15 protein-coding genes are annotated in these 23888 nt (G+C 36.4%); 3 read left to right on the forward strand and 12 right to left on the reverse strand.

Features of this window, described 5'->3' with window-relative positions; genetic code table 11:
* Positions 1 to 589: 589 nt before the first annotated feature.
* From DU508_RS05080 to DU508_RS05135, 12 genes are all read right to left on the reverse strand, one after another.
* Positions 590 to 895, reverse strand: coding sequence for a hypothetical protein (locus DU508_RS05080; RefSeq protein WP_147273589.1), 306 nt, complete (start codon positions 893 to 895; stop codon positions 590 to 592).
* A 54-nt stretch (positions 896 to 949) separates the two neighbouring features.
* Positions 950 to 1747: a helical backbone metal receptor gene (locus tag DU508_RS05085; protein WP_115401717.1), complete on the reverse strand. Its 798-nt coding sequence runs from the start codon at positions 1745 to 1747 to the stop codon at positions 950 to 952.
* A gap of 77 nt (positions 1748 to 1824) precedes the next feature.
* Complete coding sequence (locus DU508_RS05090; protein ID WP_115401830.1) at positions 1825 to 2505, reverse strand: ABC transporter ATP-binding protein; 681 nt, start codon at positions 2503 to 2505, stop codon at positions 1825 to 1827.
* An 84-nt stretch (positions 2506 to 2589) separates the two neighbouring features.
* Positions 2590 to 5016: an ABC transporter permease gene (locus tag DU508_RS05095; protein ID WP_115401718.1), complete on the reverse strand. Its 2427-nt coding sequence runs from the start codon at positions 5014 to 5016 to the stop codon at positions 2590 to 2592.
* A 135-nt stretch (positions 5017 to 5151) separates the two neighbouring features.
* Entirely contained in the window at positions 5152 to 7545 is a 2394-nt protein-coding gene (locus DU508_RS05100; protein ID WP_115401719.1) for an ABC transporter permease, read from the reverse strand.
* 81 nt (positions 7546 to 7626) lie between these two features.
* Positions 7627 to 10017 (reverse strand): ABC transporter permease, encoded by a 2391-nt coding sequence (locus DU508_RS05105; protein ID WP_115401720.1) that lies wholly within the window; start codon positions 10015 to 10017, stop codon positions 7627 to 7629.
* Between the two features lie 89 nt (positions 10018 to 10106).
* On the reverse strand, positions 10107 to 12488 hold the full coding sequence (locus tag DU508_RS05110) for an ABC transporter permease (RefSeq protein WP_115401721.1): 2382 nt from the start codon (positions 12486 to 12488) through the stop codon (positions 10107 to 10109).
* A gap of 78 nt (positions 12489 to 12566) precedes the next feature.
* Entirely contained in the window at positions 12567 to 14945 is a 2379-nt protein-coding gene (locus tag DU508_RS05115; protein ID WP_115401722.1) for an ABC transporter permease, read from the reverse strand.
* Between the two features lie 76 nt (positions 14946 to 15021).
* Positions 15022 to 17391, reverse strand: a complete 2370-nt coding sequence (locus DU508_RS05120; protein ID WP_115401723.1) for an ABC transporter permease — start codon at positions 17389 to 17391, stop codon at positions 15022 to 15024.
* Between the two features lie 73 nt (positions 17392 to 17464).
* Positions 17465 to 19816, reverse strand: a complete 2352-nt coding sequence (locus DU508_RS05125; protein ID WP_115401724.1) for an ABC transporter permease — start codon at positions 19814 to 19816, stop codon at positions 17465 to 17467.
* Between the two features lie 217 nt (positions 19817 to 20033).
* Positions 20034 to 20732, reverse strand: coding sequence for an ABC transporter ATP-binding protein (locus tag DU508_RS05130; protein WP_115401725.1), 699 nt, complete (start codon positions 20730 to 20732; stop codon positions 20034 to 20036).
* 111 nt (positions 20733 to 20843) lie between these two features.
* The gene (locus DU508_RS05135) at positions 20844 to 22088 is read right to left on the reverse strand and encodes an efflux RND transporter periplasmic adaptor subunit (RefSeq protein ID WP_115401726.1); all 1245 of its coding nucleotides are present in this window, start codon (positions 22086 to 22088) and stop codon (positions 20844 to 20846) included.
* A gap of 39 nt (positions 22089 to 22127) precedes the next feature.
* On the opposite strand from DU508_RS05135, the gene DU508_RS05140 reads away from it, so the two are divergent.
* From DU508_RS05140 to DU508_RS05150, 3 genes are all read left to right on the forward strand, one after another.
* Complete coding sequence (locus tag DU508_RS05140; RefSeq protein WP_115401727.1) at positions 22128 to 22325, forward strand: hypothetical protein; 198 nt, start codon at positions 22128 to 22130, stop codon at positions 22323 to 22325.
* Between the two features lie 115 nt (positions 22326 to 22440).
* Positions 22441 to 22833, forward strand: coding sequence for a hypothetical protein (locus DU508_RS05145; protein ID WP_115401728.1), 393 nt, complete (start codon positions 22441 to 22443; stop codon positions 22831 to 22833).
* Between the two features lie 307 nt (positions 22834 to 23140).
* Complete coding sequence (locus tag DU508_RS05150) at positions 23141 to 23521, forward strand: endonuclease domain-containing protein (RefSeq protein WP_115401729.1); 381 nt, start codon at positions 23141 to 23143, stop codon at positions 23519 to 23521.
* The last annotated feature ends 367 nt before the right edge of the window (positions 23522 to 23888 follow it).

Here is a 23888-nt window from a genome sequence, read left to right on the forward strand (position 1 = left end):
ACATGAAGGTTTTTGCCACGGAAACACGGAATACACAGAAAATTATTTGAAAATAATCTGTTTCATTTCTGGCGTTATTCCCAAAATTCAAAACCAATCCTAATTGCAGTCATTTCATTTTTAGATCAGTGTTCCTGATGGGATGAGATCAATTAATATTTAAAGGAAGATTTTTGCCACGGAAACACGGAATACACGGAAAAATTATTTGAAAATAACACATCTCATTTCTGGCGTTATTTCCAAAAATTCAAACCAATCGTACTTTACAGTCATTTCATTTTTAGATCAGTGTTGCTGATGGGATGAAATCAATTTAAAGGAAGATTTTTGCCACGGAAACACGGAATACACAGAAAATTATTTGAAAATAATCTGTCTCATTTCTGAGGTTATTTCCAAAAATTCAAACCGATCGTAATTGCAGTTATTTCATTTTTAGATCAGTGTTCCTGATGGGATGAGATCAATTAAATATTTAAAGGAAGATTTTTGCCACGGAAACACGGAATACACAGAAAATTATTTGAAAATAATCTGTTTCATCTCTGGGGTTATTCCCAAAAATTCAAACCAATCGCAATTGCAGTTATTTCATGATCACTTCAGAAACTTCTATCAGCTCTGGTCCGCCTTCAATTGGATAGCCAGCTACTTTTACACCACGTAAGGTTACCTGTTTATCTACGTAAGTATCTAAAATAACCGCCGAACTTTTTAAAACGTAAGGTTTACCATTAGCATTTATAACGTGCGTTCCGTATTGATAAGTGGTTACACCTAACTTTTCAATCCTTCCGGTAAGAGAAATAGCTTCGCCTTCGGCGGTATTTCTCATTGAGCTACAACTGGAAATTACAGCTATAAACAACGATAATATCAATATTCTTTTCATAAATTTAAATAAGATGGTTTTGTAAATAATCTACAAAGAGTCAACACCAAATACTCAATAAAGTTCTTTTTGAAACTCAAAAAAATATTGGACCGCTTTAACCAGTCTGCTGCCATACCAACTGAACATTTCGCCATCAACCAACATTATTTTTGCATTGGGTATAACTGCTTTTATTTCTTCGATGTGTTTTTCATTAAAAGGATAAGGCTCGGAAGAGAGCAGAATCAAATCGCAGTTTAAAGTTTTCAGTTTATCAAGCGTAATTTCTGGATAACGATCTTGTTTGATCACGTTGGTCATTCCGTTCATGAGCAAAACATCATCAATAAAAGTATTTTTCCCTGCCGCCATATAAGGTTTGCGCCAAATGAGGTAAGCTACTTTTTTATCGATGTGATGCTGAAGTGCCAATGTTTTCAAATCATTAAATCCGGCTGAAATTAAATGATTTAAATAGCTGGCTTCCGGTTCCCGATCTACCAGCCCCCCTATTTGACTGATCGTTTTCATGGCATCGTTCAGGGTATAAATATCACTCATCCAAACCGGGAAATATGCTGCTAATTCTTCAATATCTCGCTGTGTATTTTCTTCTTTGTTACCAATGATTAAATCGGACTTCAAATCCTTAATTAAATCGATGTTCAATTTTTTAGTACCGCCAACTTTGGTTCGCTCCGCAAATTTTTCTATCGGATGGATACAAAACTTAGTTAAACCGATAATTTCTTGATCTAAGCCCAAATCGAAAAGCAATTCTGTTTGCGAGGGTACAACAGAAATTATTCTTTTCGGTGGGAAATTAATGGTTAACTCCCTTCCCATTTGATCGGTAAAAGATTTTTGCATCAGGCAAAGGTAAGGTTTAAGGTTGAGGGATGGAAGGATGATGACTTGACCACCTAAGCTTTCTTCCTTAAAACCTTCTATCTTACCAGTACATCTTCCTTCACCACGCCATCAGCAATGTGCAAAATCCTGTTTCCGTATTCTGCATTTTTTTCGGAGTGTGTTACCTGAATGATGGTAATTCCATCTTCCTGGTTTAGCTTTTTAAAGAGCTGCATAATCTCTTCAGCCTGGGTTGATTGCAGATTACCCGTAGGTTCATCAGCTAAAATGACGCTTGGTTGTGCTGCCAATGCTCTTGCTATGCCTACCAATTGCTGTTGTCCACCCGAAAGCTGATTGGGGAACAGGTCTTTTTTAGCGACAATATTAAAACGATCCAACAAATTAGCGATTCTACTTGCACGCTCGGAACTTCCTACTTTTTTGTAAAGCAATGGCGCTTCAATATTTTCGTAAACAGTCATCTCATCAATTAAATGGTAAGCCTGAAACACAAAGCCGATATGATTGCGATAAAGCTCAATGCGCTTACGTTCATTTAACGTGGTTACATCTTCCCCGAAAAATTCGTAGGTGCCATAGGTTGGTTCTTCCAACATCCCCAAAATATTAAGCAAGGTAGATTTCCCAGCGCCCGATGGCCCCATTATGGAAACAAATTCCCCTTGTTTAATTGTTGTGGTTACATGGCGTAAAACATAATGTTTAATGCCTTTGTTGGCATAGTATTTTTCGATGTTTTTTAATTCTATCATTTTTTTTAAGGTTGAGGGTAAAAAGGCAGAAGGTTGAAGGTTCGGGCGCTTAAACCTTAATACGATCTGCCTTCCCACCATTATTTATTCATATTTAAGTGCATTTACTGGATCGCTTACAGCAGCTTTTCGGGCTTGAATGCTTACTGTTAAAACAGCAATAATTATAGAAATAATGGTTGCCGCAATAAATGGAAGAACAGGCATATCAATTCGGTAAGCAAAGCCCTCAAGCCATTTCTTTATGAGAATGTAAGCGATTGGCCAACTGATCAGATTGGCCACAATGACCAGAATCAGAAAAGATTTATTAAGCAGGTTTACAATTTGCAGATTAGATGCGCCAAGCACTTTTCTAACTGCTATTTCCTTTGTTCTACGCTTTGCCACAAAAGTTGATAAGGCAAATAAACCGAGTAATGATAAGGAAACAGAGACTACACTAAATAGAATGATCATATTTACAAACCGGTTATTATCTTCTAAACTTTTCGAGAATGCATCATCTAATGATGTATATTCCATTGGATAATTAGGGTACAATGCTTTCCATTCCTTTTCAATTTTCCCAATTACATCGTTGTATTTTGAGGTGTTAAACCGAACCAATAAATTGTTTGTATTTGAAGTTCCACCTAGGCCAGTTACTTTATAAACTGTTGGCAAAACCGATTTATCAAAACCTTCATTATGATAGTTTTTGATAATGCCAACGATTTGGAAAATATTAGTTTTCCCTTCCCAATCTACTTTTCCATAGGTTTGGCCGATGATATTTTTACCAAATAGATTTGCCGCTGCTTCATTTAAAACAACCGTATTAATGGTATCCTGCTTATATTCTTTACTGAAAATTCTGCCCTGTAATACCTTAACTCCTAATGCCGGCAAGGCATCCATAGTAACAGTAACAGTATTTAAATTTATTGCGTTACCTTTGTATTTCACTTCTTCAGGTACATTAAATGTATTACCCATTACCTGAGTGGTTGTGGCAACATACTCTACACCCGGAATTTTCTTTAAACGCTCGGCAAAGTTATCTTCGTAATTCGATTTTATGTTTATTAAATTTCCTCTTTCAAATCCTAAATCTTTATTACTCATATATTGGGACTGCATTTGCATAACGCCAATTGAAATAATAAACGTAACGGAAATTACGAACTGAAAAACCACTAAAACATTGCGCAAAGCGATGCCCCGCAAACCATTTTCATAATTGCCTTTAAGTACAGAAACCGGGTTATAATTTGATAAAATCCAGGCCGGATAGAAACCAGCAAGTAATGTTACGAAAACAAATAATCCAAACAACTGTACAACCATGGCAAATAGTTGCGCATTGTGCCAGAAACTTAAATCTACTTTGAACTGATTATTAAAGGCAGGCAATACAACTTCAATTAAGATAATGCAAAGAAAAAGTGAAATAACACTTTGAAGCGCAGATTCGATTAAAAACTGCCAGGTTAGTTGCGTTTTATGCGAACCAAGTACCTTTTTAACGCCAACTTCTTTTGCTCTTTGAACAGATTGGGCTGTTGCCAGATTGATGAAGTTTATAACCGACACCAATAATAAAAATGCAGAAATTGCAATAACCGGTTTCAATTTTTCAAACCAGCTCATTGCGTAAGGTGGGTTTGCATGTACCTCTTTAACAGGAATAACCTTTAAACCAGGCAACCTGCCATCTTTATAAATATCATTGTAACTCTTTTTTTGGCTGCTAAGTAGATTTTTTTTAAAGTCTACGTACATTTTTTGCAAGGTTTGATTTAACACAAGCGTATCGCTCGATTTATTAAGTTTTGTATAAACCAAACAATAATTGTTGTTTGTTGGATTTTCCGGATCTTTATCTCTATCTCCTGTTCTTGTTATAGCATTAAAACTTACACTCTGAGGATATTTTGGTTCAGCTACAACACCCGTTACCGTTAATGAGGTACCTTCATCACTTCTCCAACGGATAACTTTTATGGTTTTACCAAGTACTTTCGTTGTTCCGAAAAGTTGAATGGCCAGACTTTCTTTTAATACGATAGATTTGGGATTTTCTAATGCTTTATCTTCACTTCCCTGCAAAAACCGGTAAGGAAATACTTTAAAGAAACTACTATCCGAATCTTTAATTTTAGGCATCATAACGGGGTTGGCATCATCAATTTTTAATGAATAGCCCTTAATAAAATCCCAATCATTATCTACTTTGGTTACCGCAATTGCCTGAGGCAACTTAGTTCTGATTAAATTGGCAATTCTACTATTGGATATTTCATTCCAATGTTCCTTATTATCAGGTGTAAAGAAAGCATGCTTCTCTCTGATTTGATAAACATTTTTTAAATCCGGTGACCAGGTATCATAACTTTCTTCATGATTGATGTATAAGAGCATCAATACAAAGGCAGTTAAGCCCAATGCTAAACCACCAATATTAATGGCTGCATAAACCTTGTTTTTAAACAGGTTTCGTAAAGCGATTTTTAAGTTTAATTTAAACATTGGCCCCTCCTAAATCCTCCCCAAAGGGGAGGACTTTTTGTTAGTGATTAAAAATTTAATTTCTTCTGATGTCATTGTCATCTATATTTTTGCGCCTTGCTACTCCTCCCCTCCGGGGGAGGTTGGGTGGGTCTTTTATTCATATTTAAGTGCATCAATGGTGTTGGCAACTGCGGCTTTATAAGAACGAATACTTACCGTAACCAAAGTAATCAGCATGGAAATAAGCATGGCTAAAGCGAACGGCCAAATGCTTAAATTTATCCGGTAGGTAAACCCCTCCAGCCATTTCGATACAAAAAGATAGGCTAATGGCCAAGCCACTAAATTTGCGATAAAAACCATCAGCAAAAACGAACCGTTGAGCATTTTTACCAATTCAACTGTTGATGCGCCCAACACTTTCCTGATGGCCACTTCTTTGGTACGTTGCGTTGTAACAAAAGAAATTAAACCAAACAAACCGATAAAGGAAATAAACATGATAACCCCGGCAAAAACACGAAATAACACGCCAGTTATTTGTTCGGCCTCATAATAGCTATTAATATCATCGTTTACTAAAGAAGCACTGTACACGTAATCGGGAAAGGTGCTGTTCCATAATGCTTCTATCTTTTTCATTGCGGGCATCATTTGTTTACTATCCATCTTAATGGCGGCATTATAATAGTCGTCCTTTTTCGGATAAATGACCAATGGCGATATACTTTCTTTTAGCGATTTATCGTTAAAATCTTTAACCACGCCCATAATAAGGGCTTTTCGGCCACTGTGCTCCAATGTTTTTCCTATCACTTCCTGCGGATTGGAAATATTCATTTTCTTTAAAAAGGTTTCATTTACCACATATCCATTTGCGGTATCGCTTTTCAAGTATATTTTTCCGGTTATTAATTGCAGGTCGAAAAGTTTAAAATAGTTTTCGTCGGCCGCAGAAGTACGAACCTGGAAATCCTTGTTTAGCTTACCATTATATTCAAAAGAATTTTCACTTACATCGCCCGATAGCGGTGCAATTTGGCAATAGCTCATATTTTGTACGCCGGATACCCGTAAAATTCTTTCTCTGAACGTGTTGAGTTTAATGAGACTCAAACTATCGTTGGGAATATAAACCATGGCAATGGCATTGGTATTAAAGCCTAAAGGTTTCTCCCGCACATAGTTCATTTGTTTTATAATAACCAACGTGCCAATAATGAGTACTATGGTTATGGCAAATTGGACCACCACCAAAATTTTACGCAGGCTTAAACTGCCCGAATTTACCGAAACCTTATTTTTTATAGCCAAAGCCGGACTAAACCCCGACATAATCATGGCCGGATAAAAGCCTGCCAATAAACTTACCGCCAACACCAATACCACCAAAAACACAAAAATTATCGGGTACTGGAACAAACTAAACGAGATATTGGCCTTAAACAGGTTCTGCACTTGTGGTAGCGCAATTTCTGTTAGCACACAGGCTATAAGCAATGCTATAAATGTAATAGTAAATGTTTCGGTTAAAAACTGTACCACCAGTTGTTTGCGCAAACCACCCATTACCTTACGTACGCCAACTTCTTTAGAGCGGTTTACCGCCTGTGCCGTAGCCAGATTAATAAAATTTATGCAGGCAGTTATGATCAGGAACAAACCGATAACGGCCAGGCCGTAAATTTCTTTTTTGGCTATGGTGGTATTGGCATAATTGCCATAACGCTCATCGAAATGCACCTCTTTTAAGGCCTGAAAAGAATGGTATTGTTGCCCCTCTCCGCCACTTTCTTCCTTATAATATTTTTTATTAAACTGTTGCATCGGCCCAGCAAGATCGCTGATTTGCATACCCTTTTTAAGCAGTACATAACATTCGGAGCTTGAGCCTACCGAACCCCAGCTTTTACTGTCTTTTCTGTAATAGGTTGTATAACTAACTACTATTTTTAGAGGCAGACTGCTATTTTCGGGCATATCTTTAAATACGCCTGTAACCTTTAAATGGATATTGTTAGAAAAAAGAATGCTTTTACCGATGGCCTTTTCGGTTGAACCGAAATACTTTTTCGCCGTACTTTCATTTAAAGCAACGGTATTGGGTTCGGCAAGCGCCTGTGCAGGTTTGCCATATAACCAAGGAATATCGAATATTTCAAAAAAATCGGGCTGCGTATAATACACCCTTTCATCTGTTTTTATTACATCGTTACCGGCATTGTCTTTGACCCTGATAATCCCTACGCTCCGTTGTATGGCTGCCACTTTTTCCAATCCGGCAAAATCATTCCGTGCTGCCCCCGCCAATGGAATGGGTACACCCTGTGAAAAATCATCACCGGTGGTGGCTTTCCAATTGGAAACAATACGGTAAATCCTGTCTCCGTTTTTATAACCCGTATCGTAACTCATCTGGTAGCGGACAAAAATAAAAATGAGGATACAACTGGCCATTCCTATCGACAGGCCAAGAATATTAATAAGCGTATAACCTTTATTTTTCCAAAGGTTTCGCAAGGCGATTTTTAAGTTTAATCTAAACATATAAGGTGTAAGGTTTAGGGTATAAGGTTAAAGGTTTAGGCGTATTAACCTTACGCCCTTTACCTTAAACCTTGAACCATTTTATTCGTATTTAAGTGCATCAACAGTGTTAGCTTTCGCAGCTTTGTAAGAACGAATACTCACTGTAACTAAAGTAATTATCATTGAAATGGCCATAGCTAATATGAAGGGCCAAATACTGATGTTTATCCGATAGGCAAAACCCTCAAGCCATTTCGAAACGAACAGATAAGCTAAAGGCCAGGCGACTAAATTGGCAATAAACACCATCAGCAAAAAAGAGCCGTTGAGCATTTTTACCAGTTCAATTGTTGATGCACCTAAAACTTTTCTAATGGCAACTTCTTTGGTTCTTTGTGTGGCAACAAAAGAGATCAATCCGAATAAACCAATGAAAGAAATGAAAATAATTACAATGGCGAAGACTTTGAAAAGTGTTCCCATAATTTTCTCGCCTTGATAATAGTTATTGATTTCATCATCTAAAAATGATTCATTGTAAACAGATTCAGGAAAAGTTACTTCCCAGATTTTCTTTACTGTTTTCATTGTTCCCAATAGCTGTTTTGAATTTAATTTTATAGCTGCATAAAAAAATCTAGGTTTAAGTGAGCCTATTAAAATCGGATCGATTGCTTCATGGAGGCTTTTATTCTTAAAATCCTGAATTACCCCAACAATTGGTGCTTTCATTCCGCCCATAGAAATCATTTTTCCTATTGCTTCGTTTGGATTTCTAATGTTGAGTTTTCGCAATAGGGTTTCGTTGACCATATATTCGTTTGTGGTATCTGATTTAACTAAATTTCTGCCCGCTACGAGTTTTAAATCAAAAGTTTTAAGATAATCTTCATCAGCATTTTTGGTGTTTACCTGAAAATCGACATCTTTTCCTCCGTTGTATGAAAAACTGTTTCCATTATTATTTTGTGAAGATGGGGCAGTTCTACAAAAACTCACTCCTTCAACCCCAGGAATTTGCTTTAATTGCGTTTTAAAAGTGGCAAAACGTTGTGTGGTAAGACTATCATTTGGTAAATCTACCATTGCAATTGCCGAGGGGTTAAAACCTAAAGGTTGCTCTCTGACGTATTTCATCTGCTGAAGAATGACGAGCGTCCCGATAATTAAAGTTACCGTAATGGCAAACTGAACCACAACTAAGATCTTTCTTAAGCCTAATCCTCCGGTATTTGCTGAGATTTTGTTTTTGATGGCCAAGGCAGGATTAAAACCCGACATAATAATAGCGGGATAAAAACCTGCCAATAAGCTTACAAAAACAACCAGCAATAACATGAACACCAGAATAATCGGGTGCTGGAAAATGCTGAACGAAATTTTGGAATTGAAAAGATTCTGCATGCCAGGCAATGCTATTTCAGTTAAAATACTTCCTATTAAAAGGGAAATAAATACAATAGTTAACGTTTCAGTTAAAAACTGTACAAGTAACTGACTTCTTAGACCTCCCATAACCTTACGAACCCCAACTTCTTTCGACCGACTTACTGCTTGCGCAGTAGCAAGATTGATAAAATTTATTGATGCGGTAATCATCAGGAAAAAACCGATCACAGCCAATCCATAAAGTTGTTTTTTGGGCATAATCCGGCCAGAGAAATTGCCAAATTTGCCATTATAGTGAATATCACTTAAGGGTTGAAACAGATGTCCCTCCTTACCTGGCGCATCTTCTACATAATATTTTTTAATAAATGCTTTTAACGGACCGTTAAGCGTTTCGATATTAACATTTGGTTTTAGCTTAAAATAACTTTCTGAATTTGAACCAACAGAACCCCAATTCGCCATATTTCTATCCTTAAAAGCCTTATAGGGAAGCATAATTTTTAATTGCACGGAATTGTTTTCGGCAATATCATCGATTACACCACTCACTGTATAATTCATTTTACCATCAAAATTTAAACTTTTGCCTAAAGCATTTTTCCAATCTCCAAAAAACCTGGTTGCCATCTCTTTAGAAAGCACCACATGACTTGGATTTGCCAATGAACTATAGTTTCCGGATAGCCAGTTGTAATCAAAAATCTCAAAGAAATCAGGCTCCACATAAAAAACATTCTCAATTGTTTTTATCTTTTCCTTACCAGCCGCATCATTAATTTTTATTAAGCCGGCATCGTTTTGGATTGCGGCTATTTTCTCAATATAAGGCGAGAAATCATTTCGCATTGCAGGTGTAAGCGGCAATGGAACGCCCTGAGAAAAGAATTGATTTCCATCATTATAGTCCCAACTGGAAACCACGCGGTAAATCCTATCTTCATTTTTAAAACCCTCATCAAAACTCATCTGATATCGGATAAAAATGAAAATCAGAATACAACTCGCCATCCCGATAGAGAGGCCGAGAATATTGATGAACGTATAACCTTTGTTTTTCCAAAGGTTTCGCCAGGCGATTTTTAAGTTTAATTTGAACATATTCTAGAGATTGAAGGTTGAAAGGTTAAAGGTTGGAAGGTTTTTTAGGCGTAATAACCTTACGCCTTTTTACCCTCAACCTTCAACCTTTATTCGTATTTAAGCGCATCAATTGCATTTGCTTTTGCCACTTTAAAGGTTTGTAAACTCACTGTTAGAATGGCTATGATTATCGATGCTAAAAGCGCCAGTAAAAATGGCCAGGGGCTTATTGTGATTTTGTAATCATATTTTTCCAGCCATTTGGTTACCAGAATATAGGCCACCGGAATTGCAATAATATTGGAAATGATAACCAGTCTTATAAAATCTTTGTTTAGCAGCACCAAAATATCTCTTAAGTTTGCACCCAATACTTTTCTGATACTGATTTCTTTGCTCCGCTGTTCTGCCATATATAAAGCCAGGCCTAACAAACCTAAACAGGAAATAAAAATGGCAAAGCCACCAAAAAGATTAGACAGTACGCTTAACAATCTTTCGCTTTGTAACTTTTCTTCCATACCATCATTCACAAAAGTAATTTGTGCCGGATAAGCAGGATTTAACTGCTGGCTGATGTTTTTGATATTTTCAACACTTGTGCTTAAAGATTGATTGGCATTTAATCTCATTAATAAAACATTGCTCTTCTTAACATTGTAATAGTAAATGGTTGGTTCAACTTTTTTCCCGATATCCTCATTAAAATAATCTTTAATTACCCCAACCACTTTTAACGGCAAATTATCTCCCCAGGTTATAATGGTACCAACAGGATTTTTTAAATTCATGTGTTTTACAGCCGTTTCATTTAACATAACGGAAGTACTTGTATCAGCTGTAAACTTTGGGGAAAAGTCTCTGCCAGCAACAATTTTAGCGCCTATTGTATTGGCAAAATCAAATCCTGTGCTTCTATAGCTGATTATCGAATTATCATCAGCCGCTTTGCCAGGCCAACTGATATCACCAGTAATTGAACCTCCATTTGTAAATTGTTGTGCAAACTCTGTTGCGGAAGTAATTGCACCACTATTTTTAAGTTGGGTTTTAAATAATTCTAGTTTAGACGGATTTCTCAATTCTCCTTCTAAATCCAGTTGCGCCATATTATTCTGCTCAAAACCAAGCGGTTTATTTTTCAGGAACTGAATTTGATTATAAATAACAATTGCCGAAATAATCATACAAATAGATAAAGTGAACTGCAAAACCACCAGTACTCTTCTAAATGATAAGGTTCTGGTATTTCCCTTAAATCCTTTTAAAACCTTAACCGGAATAAATGATGATAAATAGAAAGCCGGATAGCTACCTGCTAACAATCCAGTTATTAGTGCTACACCAATTAATACACTCCAAAATGAAACAGAAGCATAATTAATTTGGATATTGATAGCCAATAGATTGTTAAAATAAGGTAAAGAAAGCTCTAGCAAGGCAAAAGCAATCATCATGGCCAGAAATGAAAGCAATACAGACTCTAACATAAACTGCCCCATTAATGAACTTCTTGCAGAACCTAATGCTTTTCTAACGCCAACTTCCCTTGCTCTTTTTTCTGAACGGGCAGTAGATAAATTCATGTAATTGATGCAGGCAATAAACAAAACACAGATTGCCAGAAAAGCAAATAACTTTACTTCATCTATTTTACCACCAACTACTTTCCCATTTTCAAATTGATTATAAAGATGAATTTTCTTCAATGGAAACAAAAAGGGTTCATATAGATAAGATTTAAGTTCTGGTTCTTTATTTACAATAAAGTTCTTCAATAAACCATTAATGGATTCTAGTGAAGCATTATCTCTTAATTCAAATAGTGTTGAACAAGTTATACCTCCCCACCCATTATTTTTATCATTTGGATTTATCTGATCAAAAAATGCCCAGGGATGCAGAACCTCGAATTGCATGCTTTGGTTTTTGGGCATATCTTCAATTACAGCACTTACTTTTAGATCCTTTAGATTATCCCACTTTACACTTTGCCCGATGGGATCTGCATCTCCAAACAATTTCTTAGCTGTTGATGAGGTAATAATAATTGAATTTGGATCATTTAAGGCAGTATTTGCATTACCCATTAAAAAATTATAACTCAATATTTTAATAAACGATGGATCTACATACTCCGCCTTCAGTTTGAATTTATTTTGATCGCGACTAAATAAACGGTTGCCATTTCCGTGTGCAATCCTTGCAGCATTTTTAATGCCTGGTATTTCTTCTAATGCCGCAGCTGCCAGTTTATTAGGCAACGCACCAGTACTCGCGATATTCCCATTAAATTTTATATTTAATTTAGCGAAATAGATATGATCTAAATTTTTATACTGTTTATCGTAACTCCACTCGTAGTTTACATAAAGCATTAACATTAAGCAACAAGCCAAGCCAATGGCCAGGCCACCAATATTAATCAGTGTGAAACCCTTGTTCTTCCAGAGGTTTCTTAAGGCGATTTTTAAATTTAATCTAAACATAAGGTGTAGGGTTTAGGGTTTGAGGTTTAGGGTTTGGGCGCTTTAACCTTACGCCTTTTTACCCTCTACCTTCAACCTTTATTCGTATTTCAATGCATCAACAGGATTTGCATTAGCCGATTTATAAGCCTGAAAACTTACTGTAACTAAAGCCATTAATAAAGTTCCGAACCCAGCTACCGGTATAATCCACCATGTTATTTCAGTATGGTATTCAAATTTGGTTAGCCATTCATCCATCAAATAATAACTTAAAGGCGCAGCTATAACAATAGAAACTATAATCATTTTCACAAAAGAAAGTGATAACAATTGCATCAGGTTAAACAGTGATGCACCCAGTACTTTTCTTACGCCAAACTCTTTTGTTCTTTGTTCGGCACTATAAGCCACCAAGCCATACAAGCCAAGGCAAGAAACAAAAATTGCCAAACCACCAAATATGTTTGATAAAAGACCCAGTGTTTTTTCTGAATTATATTTCTCCAGATAAATTGAATTTAAGAAACTGATTTCTGTTGGATAGGCAGGATTTAATTGTTTTGTGATTTGAGTAATTGTAGCTATGTTTTGTGCGATTGGATTTGCCTCATTCAATCGCATGGTAACTGTTCCAGTCCGGTTTTCATCAAAGAATACAACCATCGGATTATTTGATTTATAAGGAGAATCCCAAACATAATCATCAAAAACGCCAATGATGTTAAATTTATCACCAAATACAGTAACAGATTTTCCTATTGGATTTTCATATCCGAAGGCTTTAATTGCAGATGCACTTACCATTACGGCCGCGGTATCTGAAGCAAATTTTTCTGAAAAATCCCTTCCTTCTATTAATTTAATTCCATTGGTTTTGATAAAATCATAAGTTGTACTAAGCTGATTAAATAATTGGGTATTCTGTGGTTTAACCATTCCATCCCATCTTATATCCATAAAATTTTGTCCACGGTGTGATAAACCTACAGATGACTGGAACATTGAAGTTACGGCACCAGATTTTAACAGTTGAGATTTGATTACCTCGAACTTTGTTTTTAATTCTCCCTCCTGCGGAATCTCTATCAGGGCATTAACATCAAATCCTACTGGTTTATTTTTTATAAACTGTATTTGACGATAAATAACCATTGTTGAAATGATCAATACGATGGCAAAACAAAACTGGCCAACAACAAGTACCTGCCTTAAGTTAATGGCGAAAATTCCACCCGATTTTATTCGCCTTTTTAAAGTTTGAATAGGGTTAAATGCCGACAGGTAAAAAGCCGGATAACTTCCGGCAATTAAGCCGGTTAAGCAAACTATGCCTAAAATCCACATCCAGCCTGATGCACTGAAATATCGGATACTTAATCTGATGTTCAGTAGATTATTAAAGGTGGGCAGGAAAATTTCTAACAAGGCAATTGCAACAATGACTGAAATAAAAGTTAATACCATTGATTCAGTTAAGAACTGCATGATCAATGAAACCCTATTGGCACCAATTGTTTTTTTAATGCCTACTTCTTTGGCGCGTTTTTCTGATTTTGCAGTAGCCATATTCATAAAATTGATGCAGGCAATCATCAAAATGCCAAAAGCCAATCCTACAAACAGATAAATTTGCTCAATATCGCCACCAACACTAACACCATTTTCAAATTTGCCATAGAGATGGAGTTTACTAAATGGATAAAGAAAATAAGGTTGATTCGCCTGTTCCAAATGTGCCTTAACCACTTTTTCTATTTTTTCGTTAACTTTCGTCAGATCAGCTTTTGGATCTAAAGAAACCATGGTAACAAAACTGAAATTCCCCCAGTTAAGGTCTTTTGCACTATTATCAACCATTTCATAGAAAGCCCAGGGCATGAGGAAATCAAATTTCAAGGTTGCAGAAGTATTGTCTGGTAAATCTTTGATTACTGCAGAAACCGTTAAGTCTTCTTTGTCCTGATACCGAACGGTCCTGTTTAAAACCTGAGTAGATCCGAATAACACTTTCGCTGTGCTTTCCGTAAGAATAACCGATTTAGGATTCTGCATCGCGGTACTTGCATTACCATTAATATATTGGTAATTAAACAACTTCAGGATTTCTGGCTCTGCAAATTTTCCAAGTTTCTTAAATCCATTATCCCCAACTGCAATTAAAGCTTGTTTGAGATAATTCATTCTTGCTAAATGTTTAATTTCCGGTATTTCTGCTTTCAACAAAGGACCCAGCGCAGTGGTAGACCCCTCAAAAGTTTTAGCAACCTTGCCATCATCGCCAGGTATGTTGGTCATTACCGTGTACAAATGCTCAGAATTTTTATCCTGTTTATCAAAATTCCACTCGTAAGTAACATACAGCAATAACATTAAGCAAGCAGCAAGACCGATAGCCAAACCGATCACATTAATGAAAGAAGAAGTTTTATTCTTCCAAAGGTTTCGCAAAGCGATTTTTAAATTTAATCTAAACATAAGGTGTAAAGTTTAGGGTTTAGGGTTTGGGTTTGGGCGCTTTAACCTTACGCCTTTTACCTTAAGCCTTAAACCTTTATTCATATTTCAAAGCATCAACAGGGTTGGCTTTTGCCACTTTTATCGATTGTATGCTTACGGTTAAAACTGCAATTAAAATAGAGATCACGATGGCCAATGCAAACGGCAAAAACGATATGGCAACCCGATACTCAAAAGCAGAAAGCCATTTTGTAATAATGATATAAGCCAAAGGAAAGGCAATTACGTTGGCAATAGCCACTAATTTTATAAAGTCTTTATTTAACAGTGTAAGGATATTGGTTGTACTGGCACCTAAAACCTTACGGATACTGATTTCCTTTTTACGTTGTTCTGCCATGAAAAGTGCCAGGCCAAGTAATCCTAAGCAAGAAATAAAGATGGCAAAGCCGCCAAACCAATTTGAAAGTGTACCCAAAAGTTTTTCATCTTGAAATTTCACTTCAAAAGATTCATTTACAAATTTGCGATTAACAGGATAATTTGGTTCTATTTCTTTAACTAACTCATCTATTTTTGCCAGAGAAGAGCTGATGTTTTGATTTGGATTTAAACGTGCCAGTATAACTGTAGCATCATCATGGGTATCCAGGTAAAAAATCATTGGCGCCACTTTTTGATAGGCGCTTTCTACCACAAAATCTTTAACCACGCCTACATTAGTTAGTTTGTTACCCCAAAAGGTAATTACCGCACCAATTGGGTTCTTCAAACCCATCATTTTTACTGCCGCCTCATTAAGCATTACGCTATTGGTATCATTTTTGAATTTCGGCGAAAGCGTTCTGCCACTAATTAACTCCGTACCAATGGTTTCTATAAAGTTATAACCTATTGCCCTATGGTTAAATGAGATAAGTTCATTAGGATTTTTTCCCTCCCATTGTATATTGGTTGTATTATTTCCCCCTTCTGTAACATCTGAACTAAAAAAAGTTACATCAGTTGCCGCACCAGAATTTAATAATTGATTTTTAAGCAATTCGAGTTTGCCCGGCTCATGCATTTTACCTTCTATCGCGATTTGAATCAAATTTGATTGATCGTATCCTATTGGCTTATTTTTAACATAATTCAGTTGCTGATAAATTACCGCAGTACAAACGATTAAACAGGCTGCAAAAACAAATTGACCTACAACTAATACCTTTCTTACAGAAACCGATGAATCTGTTTTAATTTTGAAACCTTTCAAAACTTTAACCGGCTCAAAAGATGACAGATAAAGTGCAGGATAACTGCCTGCAACGAGCCCGGTAAAAATCATTAAAGTTGATAAAACCATCCAAAATTTAACATCATTATAATCAATTGTTAATTTGATGTTTAATATATTATTGAAATACGGCAAACTAGTTTCAACCAGAATAAAAGCGAAAACAGTAGAGATAAATGTGATGAGCAGAGATTCAAGAAAAAACTGGCTGATTAATGATTTACGTGTTGAACCTATTGCCTTGCGAACGCCCACTTCTTTTGCCCTACCCTCAGAACGGGCAGTTGATAAATTCATAAAGTTTACACAAGCAATTAATAAAATACAAAAAGCAAGCAGCAGAAATATTTTGAGTTGATCTATTTTACCACCTACGGATTTACCATTAACAAAATCACCATATAAATGCCATTTAGCTAAGGGGTGTAATAAAGCCACGGTCGGATTATCTTTTTGATGGCGTTTGTAAATCCCTTCTATGGCGGCATTTGATTCTGTAAAGAATTTATTATCCTGCAATTGAACCAAAGTTAAACACATATTATTGCCCCAATTACTCTCTTTTACCCAAGGTTCTCGTTTCTCAAGCAGAGGCCATGGCATTATACTTTCGAAAATGATACTACTATTTGCTGGTACATCTTCAATTACTGCCGTAACTTTTAGAAGATCCTGATTTTCAAACTTTACTGTTTTATTAATGGGATCTTCTTTACCAAAAAGCTTTTCAGCAAAAGATTTGGTCAGAACAATTGTGTTTATATCTTCTAAAACTTTAGCCGGGTTGCCTTTTATAAATTTATAATCCAATATTTTAAGGAAATTTGGATCTGTAAAAACCACTTTACTGCTTAGTTTTTTATCACCAACAGTAATTAAATTTGGCCTTGGATAAGTGGAATGCGAGGCGTATTTAACTCCGGGAATTTTCTCTTGTACCTCACTGGCCATTACATTAGGGGTCCAAGCCCAGCTGAAAGTTTTACCATTTGCGGCTACATTTTGATAAACCACATAGGTTTTATCATGATTGGTAAATTGCTTGTCATAGCTCCACTCATAACCCACATAAATTAAAAGCACCATACAACTGGCTAAACCAATGGCTAGTCCGCCAATATTGATTAAGGAGAAGCCTTTGTTCTTCCAAAGATTACGTAAGGCTATTTTTAAGTTTAATTTATACATAAGGTGTAAGGTTTAGGGTATAAGGTTTAGGGGTTAGGCGTATGAACCTTACGCCTTTTCCTTAAGCCTTTATTTATTCGTATTTCAAAGCATTAACAGGGTTGGCTTTTGCCGTTTTATAGGCTTGCAAACTCACTGTTATTATCGTAATTAATATAGAAGTTAGTGATGCAACCAAAAATGGCCAAACACTGATGTTGATCCGGTAAACAAATCCTGATAGCCAGCTACTTGATATAATATACGCTATCGGAATTGCGATTATATTAGCTACAATTACCAGAATCAGAAAATTTTTGTTGATTAGCTGTAAAATATCTTTAGTTTCTGCACCTAAAACCTTTCTAACGCCAATTTCTTTGCTCCGTTCCTGTACGGTAAATGAGGCTAATGCAAATAAACCTAATACAGCAATGCACAAAGTGACGTAAGTAAATGCATTAATAAGTTTATCCAGACGTACATACTGTGCATATACATTAGCGAAGCTTTCATCCAGCCACGTATATTCAAATGGAAAGGGTTCTGCTGATTCCCACACCTTTTTGATGCTCTGTATTGTTTGTGCAGCATTTTTACCATTTATTTTTAGAATGACATTATCGGCTCCGTTAGTATTTCTTCCTTCAATAACAAAGGCTGTAGGTTCGGTGGCAGTTTCCATACCTTTTTGAATGTGATCTTTAACAACCCCTATCAAAGTACGGTTATCAATCCATGTACGATTAATTTGATTTTGAAGCCCATATTTTTTAACCGCAGATTCATTAACAACTATTGCTATGCTATCCGTAGCGAATCGACTTGAAAAAACCCTGCCCGTTTGAGCCGGCATACCCATTACTTGAAAATAATCAAAATCTACCGTTATCATACTTAAATTCTGAACACTTTTCCCTTCAAATTCCCTTCCGACAACCTGCATAGCCTTAACACCCGGATAATAATTAACGCGACTAACGGCCTTTACATCTTCTATTTTTAATAAGCGTTGCTTTAATTGTGAAAAGTTCTTTCTGCTATCATTTTTTCTGATTTTAAAAATCAATACATGATCCTTTTTAAAACCAACATCCTGATTTTTAATATAGGTAACCTGTTGTCTGATGATAATTAATGCCACCATAAATATGGTTGCCACTACAAACTGGATAGAAATTAATGTTTTGCGCATCCACAGGCTCCCTGTACTCCTGGAAAAATTTCCTTTTAATACTTTTACCGGTTCATAGCTGGACAAAAAGAAAGCTGCATATCCTCCGGCCAGTAAAATAACCAACAGCATAACTAAAGAAATCTGGAGAATAAGCTGCACTGGTCTGGAATAATCAAACAGAGACAGTTTAATTTCCATAAGATTATTTAAAACCGGCATAAATGCCTCGGCAAGTACAAATGAAATTAACAAAGCAAAAATACATTGAATGGTGGTTTCGGTTAGAAAATAGGCAATTAAACTTCCCTTTCTTGCACCTAAAACCTTTCGTATACCGGTTTCTTTTGCTCTTTTAACAGATTGTGCTATAGATAGATTGGTAAAGTTGATACAGGCAATAATTAATAGCAACGCAGAAAACAGCACCAAAATAGTAACCATTTTAGCATTTCCCCTTTTAGCGGGGTCTTGTGCTGAAGTGGCATGTAAATAAATTTCTTTTACCTTAGTTAAATATATTTTTGCACTTTTTAGCCAACCCTGCTCTTTAAGTATTGGTAAGCGAAGGAACGCCTGATTTAATTTTTCTTCGAAAGAGATTTTATCGATACCCTTTTTTAGTTTTAAGTAAGTGTAAAAATTACCATTTCCCCATCCATCTCCTGAAGATGATTTCTTTATAAAACCTTCTGCATCCATATGTTCTGGCGTATTGGGCTCCTTGTAAACTCCGCTTATTGTATAGGTTTTACTTGTATTAACCAGTAAGCTTTTTCCTACAGGATTTACCTTACCAAAAAGTTTTTCGCTTGTAGTATTACTTAAAACAATCTGATCCTTTGATAATAACGATTTGCCTGCATCTCCATAAATAAATTGGTACGGGAACAAATTAAACCAGGTACTATCCACCCCCATAATGTGATCAAAATAAATCTCGTTCCTGCCATTGTTTAATAGCCTTTGTTGCATATCCCAAGCATAAAACCGTCCGTAACCTTCAATTTCAGGTAACATCTCTTTTAAGGCAGGGGCCAATTCGGCAGGACTTGACGAATATTCTTCTTCTCCTGGTGCCCACCGGATAGAAATCCGATAAATATTTTCAGCATCAGGATTCCAGCTATCATAACTTTTCTCATGATTGGCAAACATTAAAATCATGATAAATCCTGCCAATCCTACCGAAAGACCGAAAATATTCAATAAAGTATAGCCCTTATTTTTCCACAGATTTCGCAATGCGATTTTTAAGTTTAATTTGAACATCTTTTTAAGGTTGAAGGTAAAAGGTAGAAGGTGGAAGGCTTGGGCGAATAAAACCCTCAACCTTAAAACCTTCACCCTTCCGGCCTAACCGAATCTTCCCATCCAGGAAAATATCGCTCGGCTATCATTAACTAAAACTATTTTTTAAGATTGAGGTTGGAAAGCTTAAAGGTTTGGTCATTTTAACCTTCTGCCTTAAAACCTTCATTCTTCCAGCCTATATCAGCTCTTCGCTTCTGCTTTTATTTATCTTTTCAGAAATTACGTGACCATCTTTCAGGTTGATGATTCTATTTGAAAAACTGGCATCGTGACTGGAGTGGGTAACCATTACGATGGTTGTTCCCGTTTCATTTAGTTCACAAAGTAATTCCATTACTTCATTACCGTGAGAACTATCCAGATTTCCCGTAGGTTCATCGGCTAAAACCAGTTTTGGCTTAGTTACTAAAGCTCTGGCTACGGCAACACGCTGTTGTTGTCCACCCGAAAGTTGCTGTGGGAAGTGACCGCTACGGTTTACAATATTCATTCTTTCGATAATTTCGTTAACCAATTTTTTGCGTTCACCTGCCGGAATTTTATTATAGATCAATGGCAATTCAATGTTTTCAAAAACCGTTAATTCATCAATCAGATTGAAATTCTGGAAAACGAAACCCATATTCCGCTTCCGAAAATTAGAGCGTTCTCTGTCATTTAAGGTTAAGAGTTCAGTATCAATGAACTTGTAACTTCCGCGTTCGGGTTTATCCAACAAACCCATTACATTTAATAAGGTAGATTTTCCGCAACCGGAAGGCCCCATAATCGAAACAAACTCTCCTTCTTTTACATGGAGGTTAATTCCATTCAATGCTGTGGTTTCCACTTCTTCAGTTTTGTAAACTTTTTCCAGATTTTCTATTTTAATCATAGCTTTTTAGTATCAAGTATTTAGTATCAGGTATCAAGACCTGAATGTATTTTTTAATTGCTTTATTGTCATCTAACATCTTCGGACATCGGTCCTCCGACTTCTGACTACTTATTTACTTATCTCCACCTGATCATACTGGTTAAATTGGTCGTAAGAAGACGTGATCACTTCATCGCCTTTTTGCAAACCATCCAATATTTCGTAATACAAGTAATTTTTCCTTCCGATTTTAACGTTTTTCTTTGTTGCTTTCCCGTTGTTCAATACGAACACCCATGAACCACCCGTACTTTGAAAAAACTGACCCTGAGCCAGAAGCAATGATTTGCTATTATCAGATAAAGTTAGTTTGGTTTGTAGTGATAAACCTCGGCGTAAACCTTCGGGGGCTGGGCCTTTAAAAACCATCTCCACCTGAAACTGACCTGCAGTAACTTCAGGAATCACTTTACTTACTGTTAAATTGTAAGTTTTACCATTGAACTCGCAAGTTGAAGTTTGCCCCTCTTTAACCCGATTGATATAATATTCATCAACACCCGCTTGCAATTTATAACCTTGCAGAACATCGATTTTACCAATCATTTCATTTGAATTGTAAGATTTACCAATAACCGGATCGTATGAAGAAAGCTTGCCCGAAACTGGTGCTTTAATCGTCATGTTTTCAATGTTTTTACGGATCATTTCCAAACTCTCGTTCATCTGTCCCATAGATTGATCGATTTGCGACAATTGCATTCTTCTACTTTGATTTTCCTGTTTTACCGCTTGTCGTACAATGTTAAGTTTACCCTGGTAATATTCGTAATCCTGACTTGATTTGTTAAATTCCTGAAGTGTGATAACCTTTTTAGCAAAAAGTGCACTATCCAACCGGTATTGACGAGCCGCTGTTCTCAAATTATTTTCCACGTCTAAAACATCCTGATTTAAAACCCGTTGGTTTTGCTCCAAATCCAATCGTGATTTACGTAATTGATTAATCTGTTCAGTTGCCGCGGTTTGACTTGAAGTATAACTCAACATGGCATTTGAGTTTGAAATTCTTAATAATGGAGTTCCTTTAACTACTGATGCCCCATTTTCTGTAAAAATCTCCGCAACAGTTCCACCTTCTGATGAACTTACAATTACTGAGGTTAACGGCACAACACTGGCATTCAGTAAAACTACATCTTCGAAATCGCCATATTCCACTTTGCTAATTGTTAATTTATCTGCATCAGCTTTATAAACTTTTTTTAGTGATAAGGTATAGCCATAAACCACAACTGCCACGAAAGCAATTATTCCTCCTATCATAATTAAGGTTTTAGTGCTAAATCTTTTCTTCTCTATTTTTTTGTCCATTGTTCGGTTATACTATTTGATTGCTTAATAACCAAGCTTATGCCAAAAGCCAAAAAGACACTTAAAACACTAATAATCAAGTATTTAAAAAATTTTATAATTTTAACATGTTCATTATCGAACAGTTTATGTGCGGGAGCGGACAGTTTAATTATTTTAGTGGTGGAAAAAAACCTCTCCCCTTCATCCCCTCTCCTTGAAGAGAGGGGGCGAGGAGCAGAAAATGCAAAGTTTTAAAAAGAGTTAGTGAGCGATTGTTTAACTATTTTAGTGTTGAAAAAAAACCTCTCCCCTTCATCCCCTCTCCTTGAAGAGAGGGGGCGAGGAGCAGAAAATGCAAAGTTTTTAAAAAATGGTTCAAACCAATTACCGCCAATTTCCCTCTCTTCAAGGAGAGGGACAGCAAAAAAGAACAAACACCACTTCCATTAATAGGGAGAGGTGTAGTGAGCGATTGTTTAATTATTGTAGCGATGGAAAAAACCTCTCCCCTTCATCCCCTCTCCTTGAAGAGAGGGGGCGAGGAGCAGAAAGCAAAGTTTTTAAAATATGGTTCAAACCAATTACCGCCAATTTCCCTCTCTTCAAGGAGAGGGACAGCAAAAAAGAACAAACACCACTTCCATTAATAGGGAGAGGTGTAGTGAGCGATTGCTTAATTATTGTAGCGATGGAAAAAACCTCTCCCCTTCATGCCCTCTCCTTGAAGAGAAGGGGCGAAGGGCAGAAAATGCAAAGTTTTTAAAAATGGTTCAAACCAATTACCGCCAATTCCCTCTCTTCAAGGAGAGGGACAGCAAAAAAGAATAAACCACCACTTCCATTAATAGGGAGAGGTGTATTGAGCGATTGTTTAATTATTGTGGTGTTAAAAAAAGCCTCTCCCCTTCATCCCCTCTCCTTGAAGAGAGGGGGCAAGGAGCAGAAAATGCAAAGTTTTTAAAAAATGGTTCAAACCAATTACCGCCAATTCCCTCTCTTCAAGGAGAGGGACAGCAAAAAAGAACAAACCACCACTCGCTTTAATAGGGAGAGGTTTTTTAGAACAAAAAATGGAAGATTACAAAGACAAGCTTTTTAAAGGTGCAAACCATAAACTTTTCGAATTCTCCAAAGTATTAAGAAAAGCTGGCACAGATTCAGAAGATATCTTATGGCAATCGTTAAGAAGGAGAAATATCAATGGCTTCAAATTTCGACGACAACACCCATTAGATAAATATATTGCAGATTTCTATTGTCATGAGGCTAAGTTAGTGATTGAAATTGATGGAGAAATTCACAATCAAGTTGAAATCCAAGAATATGACAAAAATCGAAGTTATGAACTTGAGGAATTTGGAATAACGGTAGTTAGATTTACAAATGATGAGGTAAATAATAATTTGGAGATGGTTTTGAATGTGATCAAGGGGTATTGCAGAAGCAAGTAACCTCTCCCCTTCATCCCCTCTCCTTGAAGAGAGGGGCGAAGAGCAGAAAATGCAAAGTTTTTAAAAAATGGTTCAAACCAATTACCGCCAATTCCCTCTCTTCAAGGAGAGGGACAGCAAAAAGAACAAACACCACTTCCTTTAATAGGGAGAGGTGTATTGAGCGATTGTTTAATTATTTTAGTGTAAAAAAAAATCTCCCCTTTATCCCCTCTCCTTGAAGAGAGGGGGTAAGGAGCAGAAAGCAAAATTTTTAAAAATGGTTCAAACCAATTACCGCCAATTTCCCTCTCTTGAAGGAGAGGGACAGCAAAAAAGAATAAACCACCACTTCCATTAATAGGGAGAGGTGTAGTGAGCGATTGTT

It is taken from the genome of Pedobacter chinensis, assembly GCF_003339865.1.
Taxonomy (GTDB): domain Bacteria; phylum Bacteroidota; class Bacteroidia; order Sphingobacteriales; family Sphingobacteriaceae; genus Pedobacter; species Pedobacter chinensis.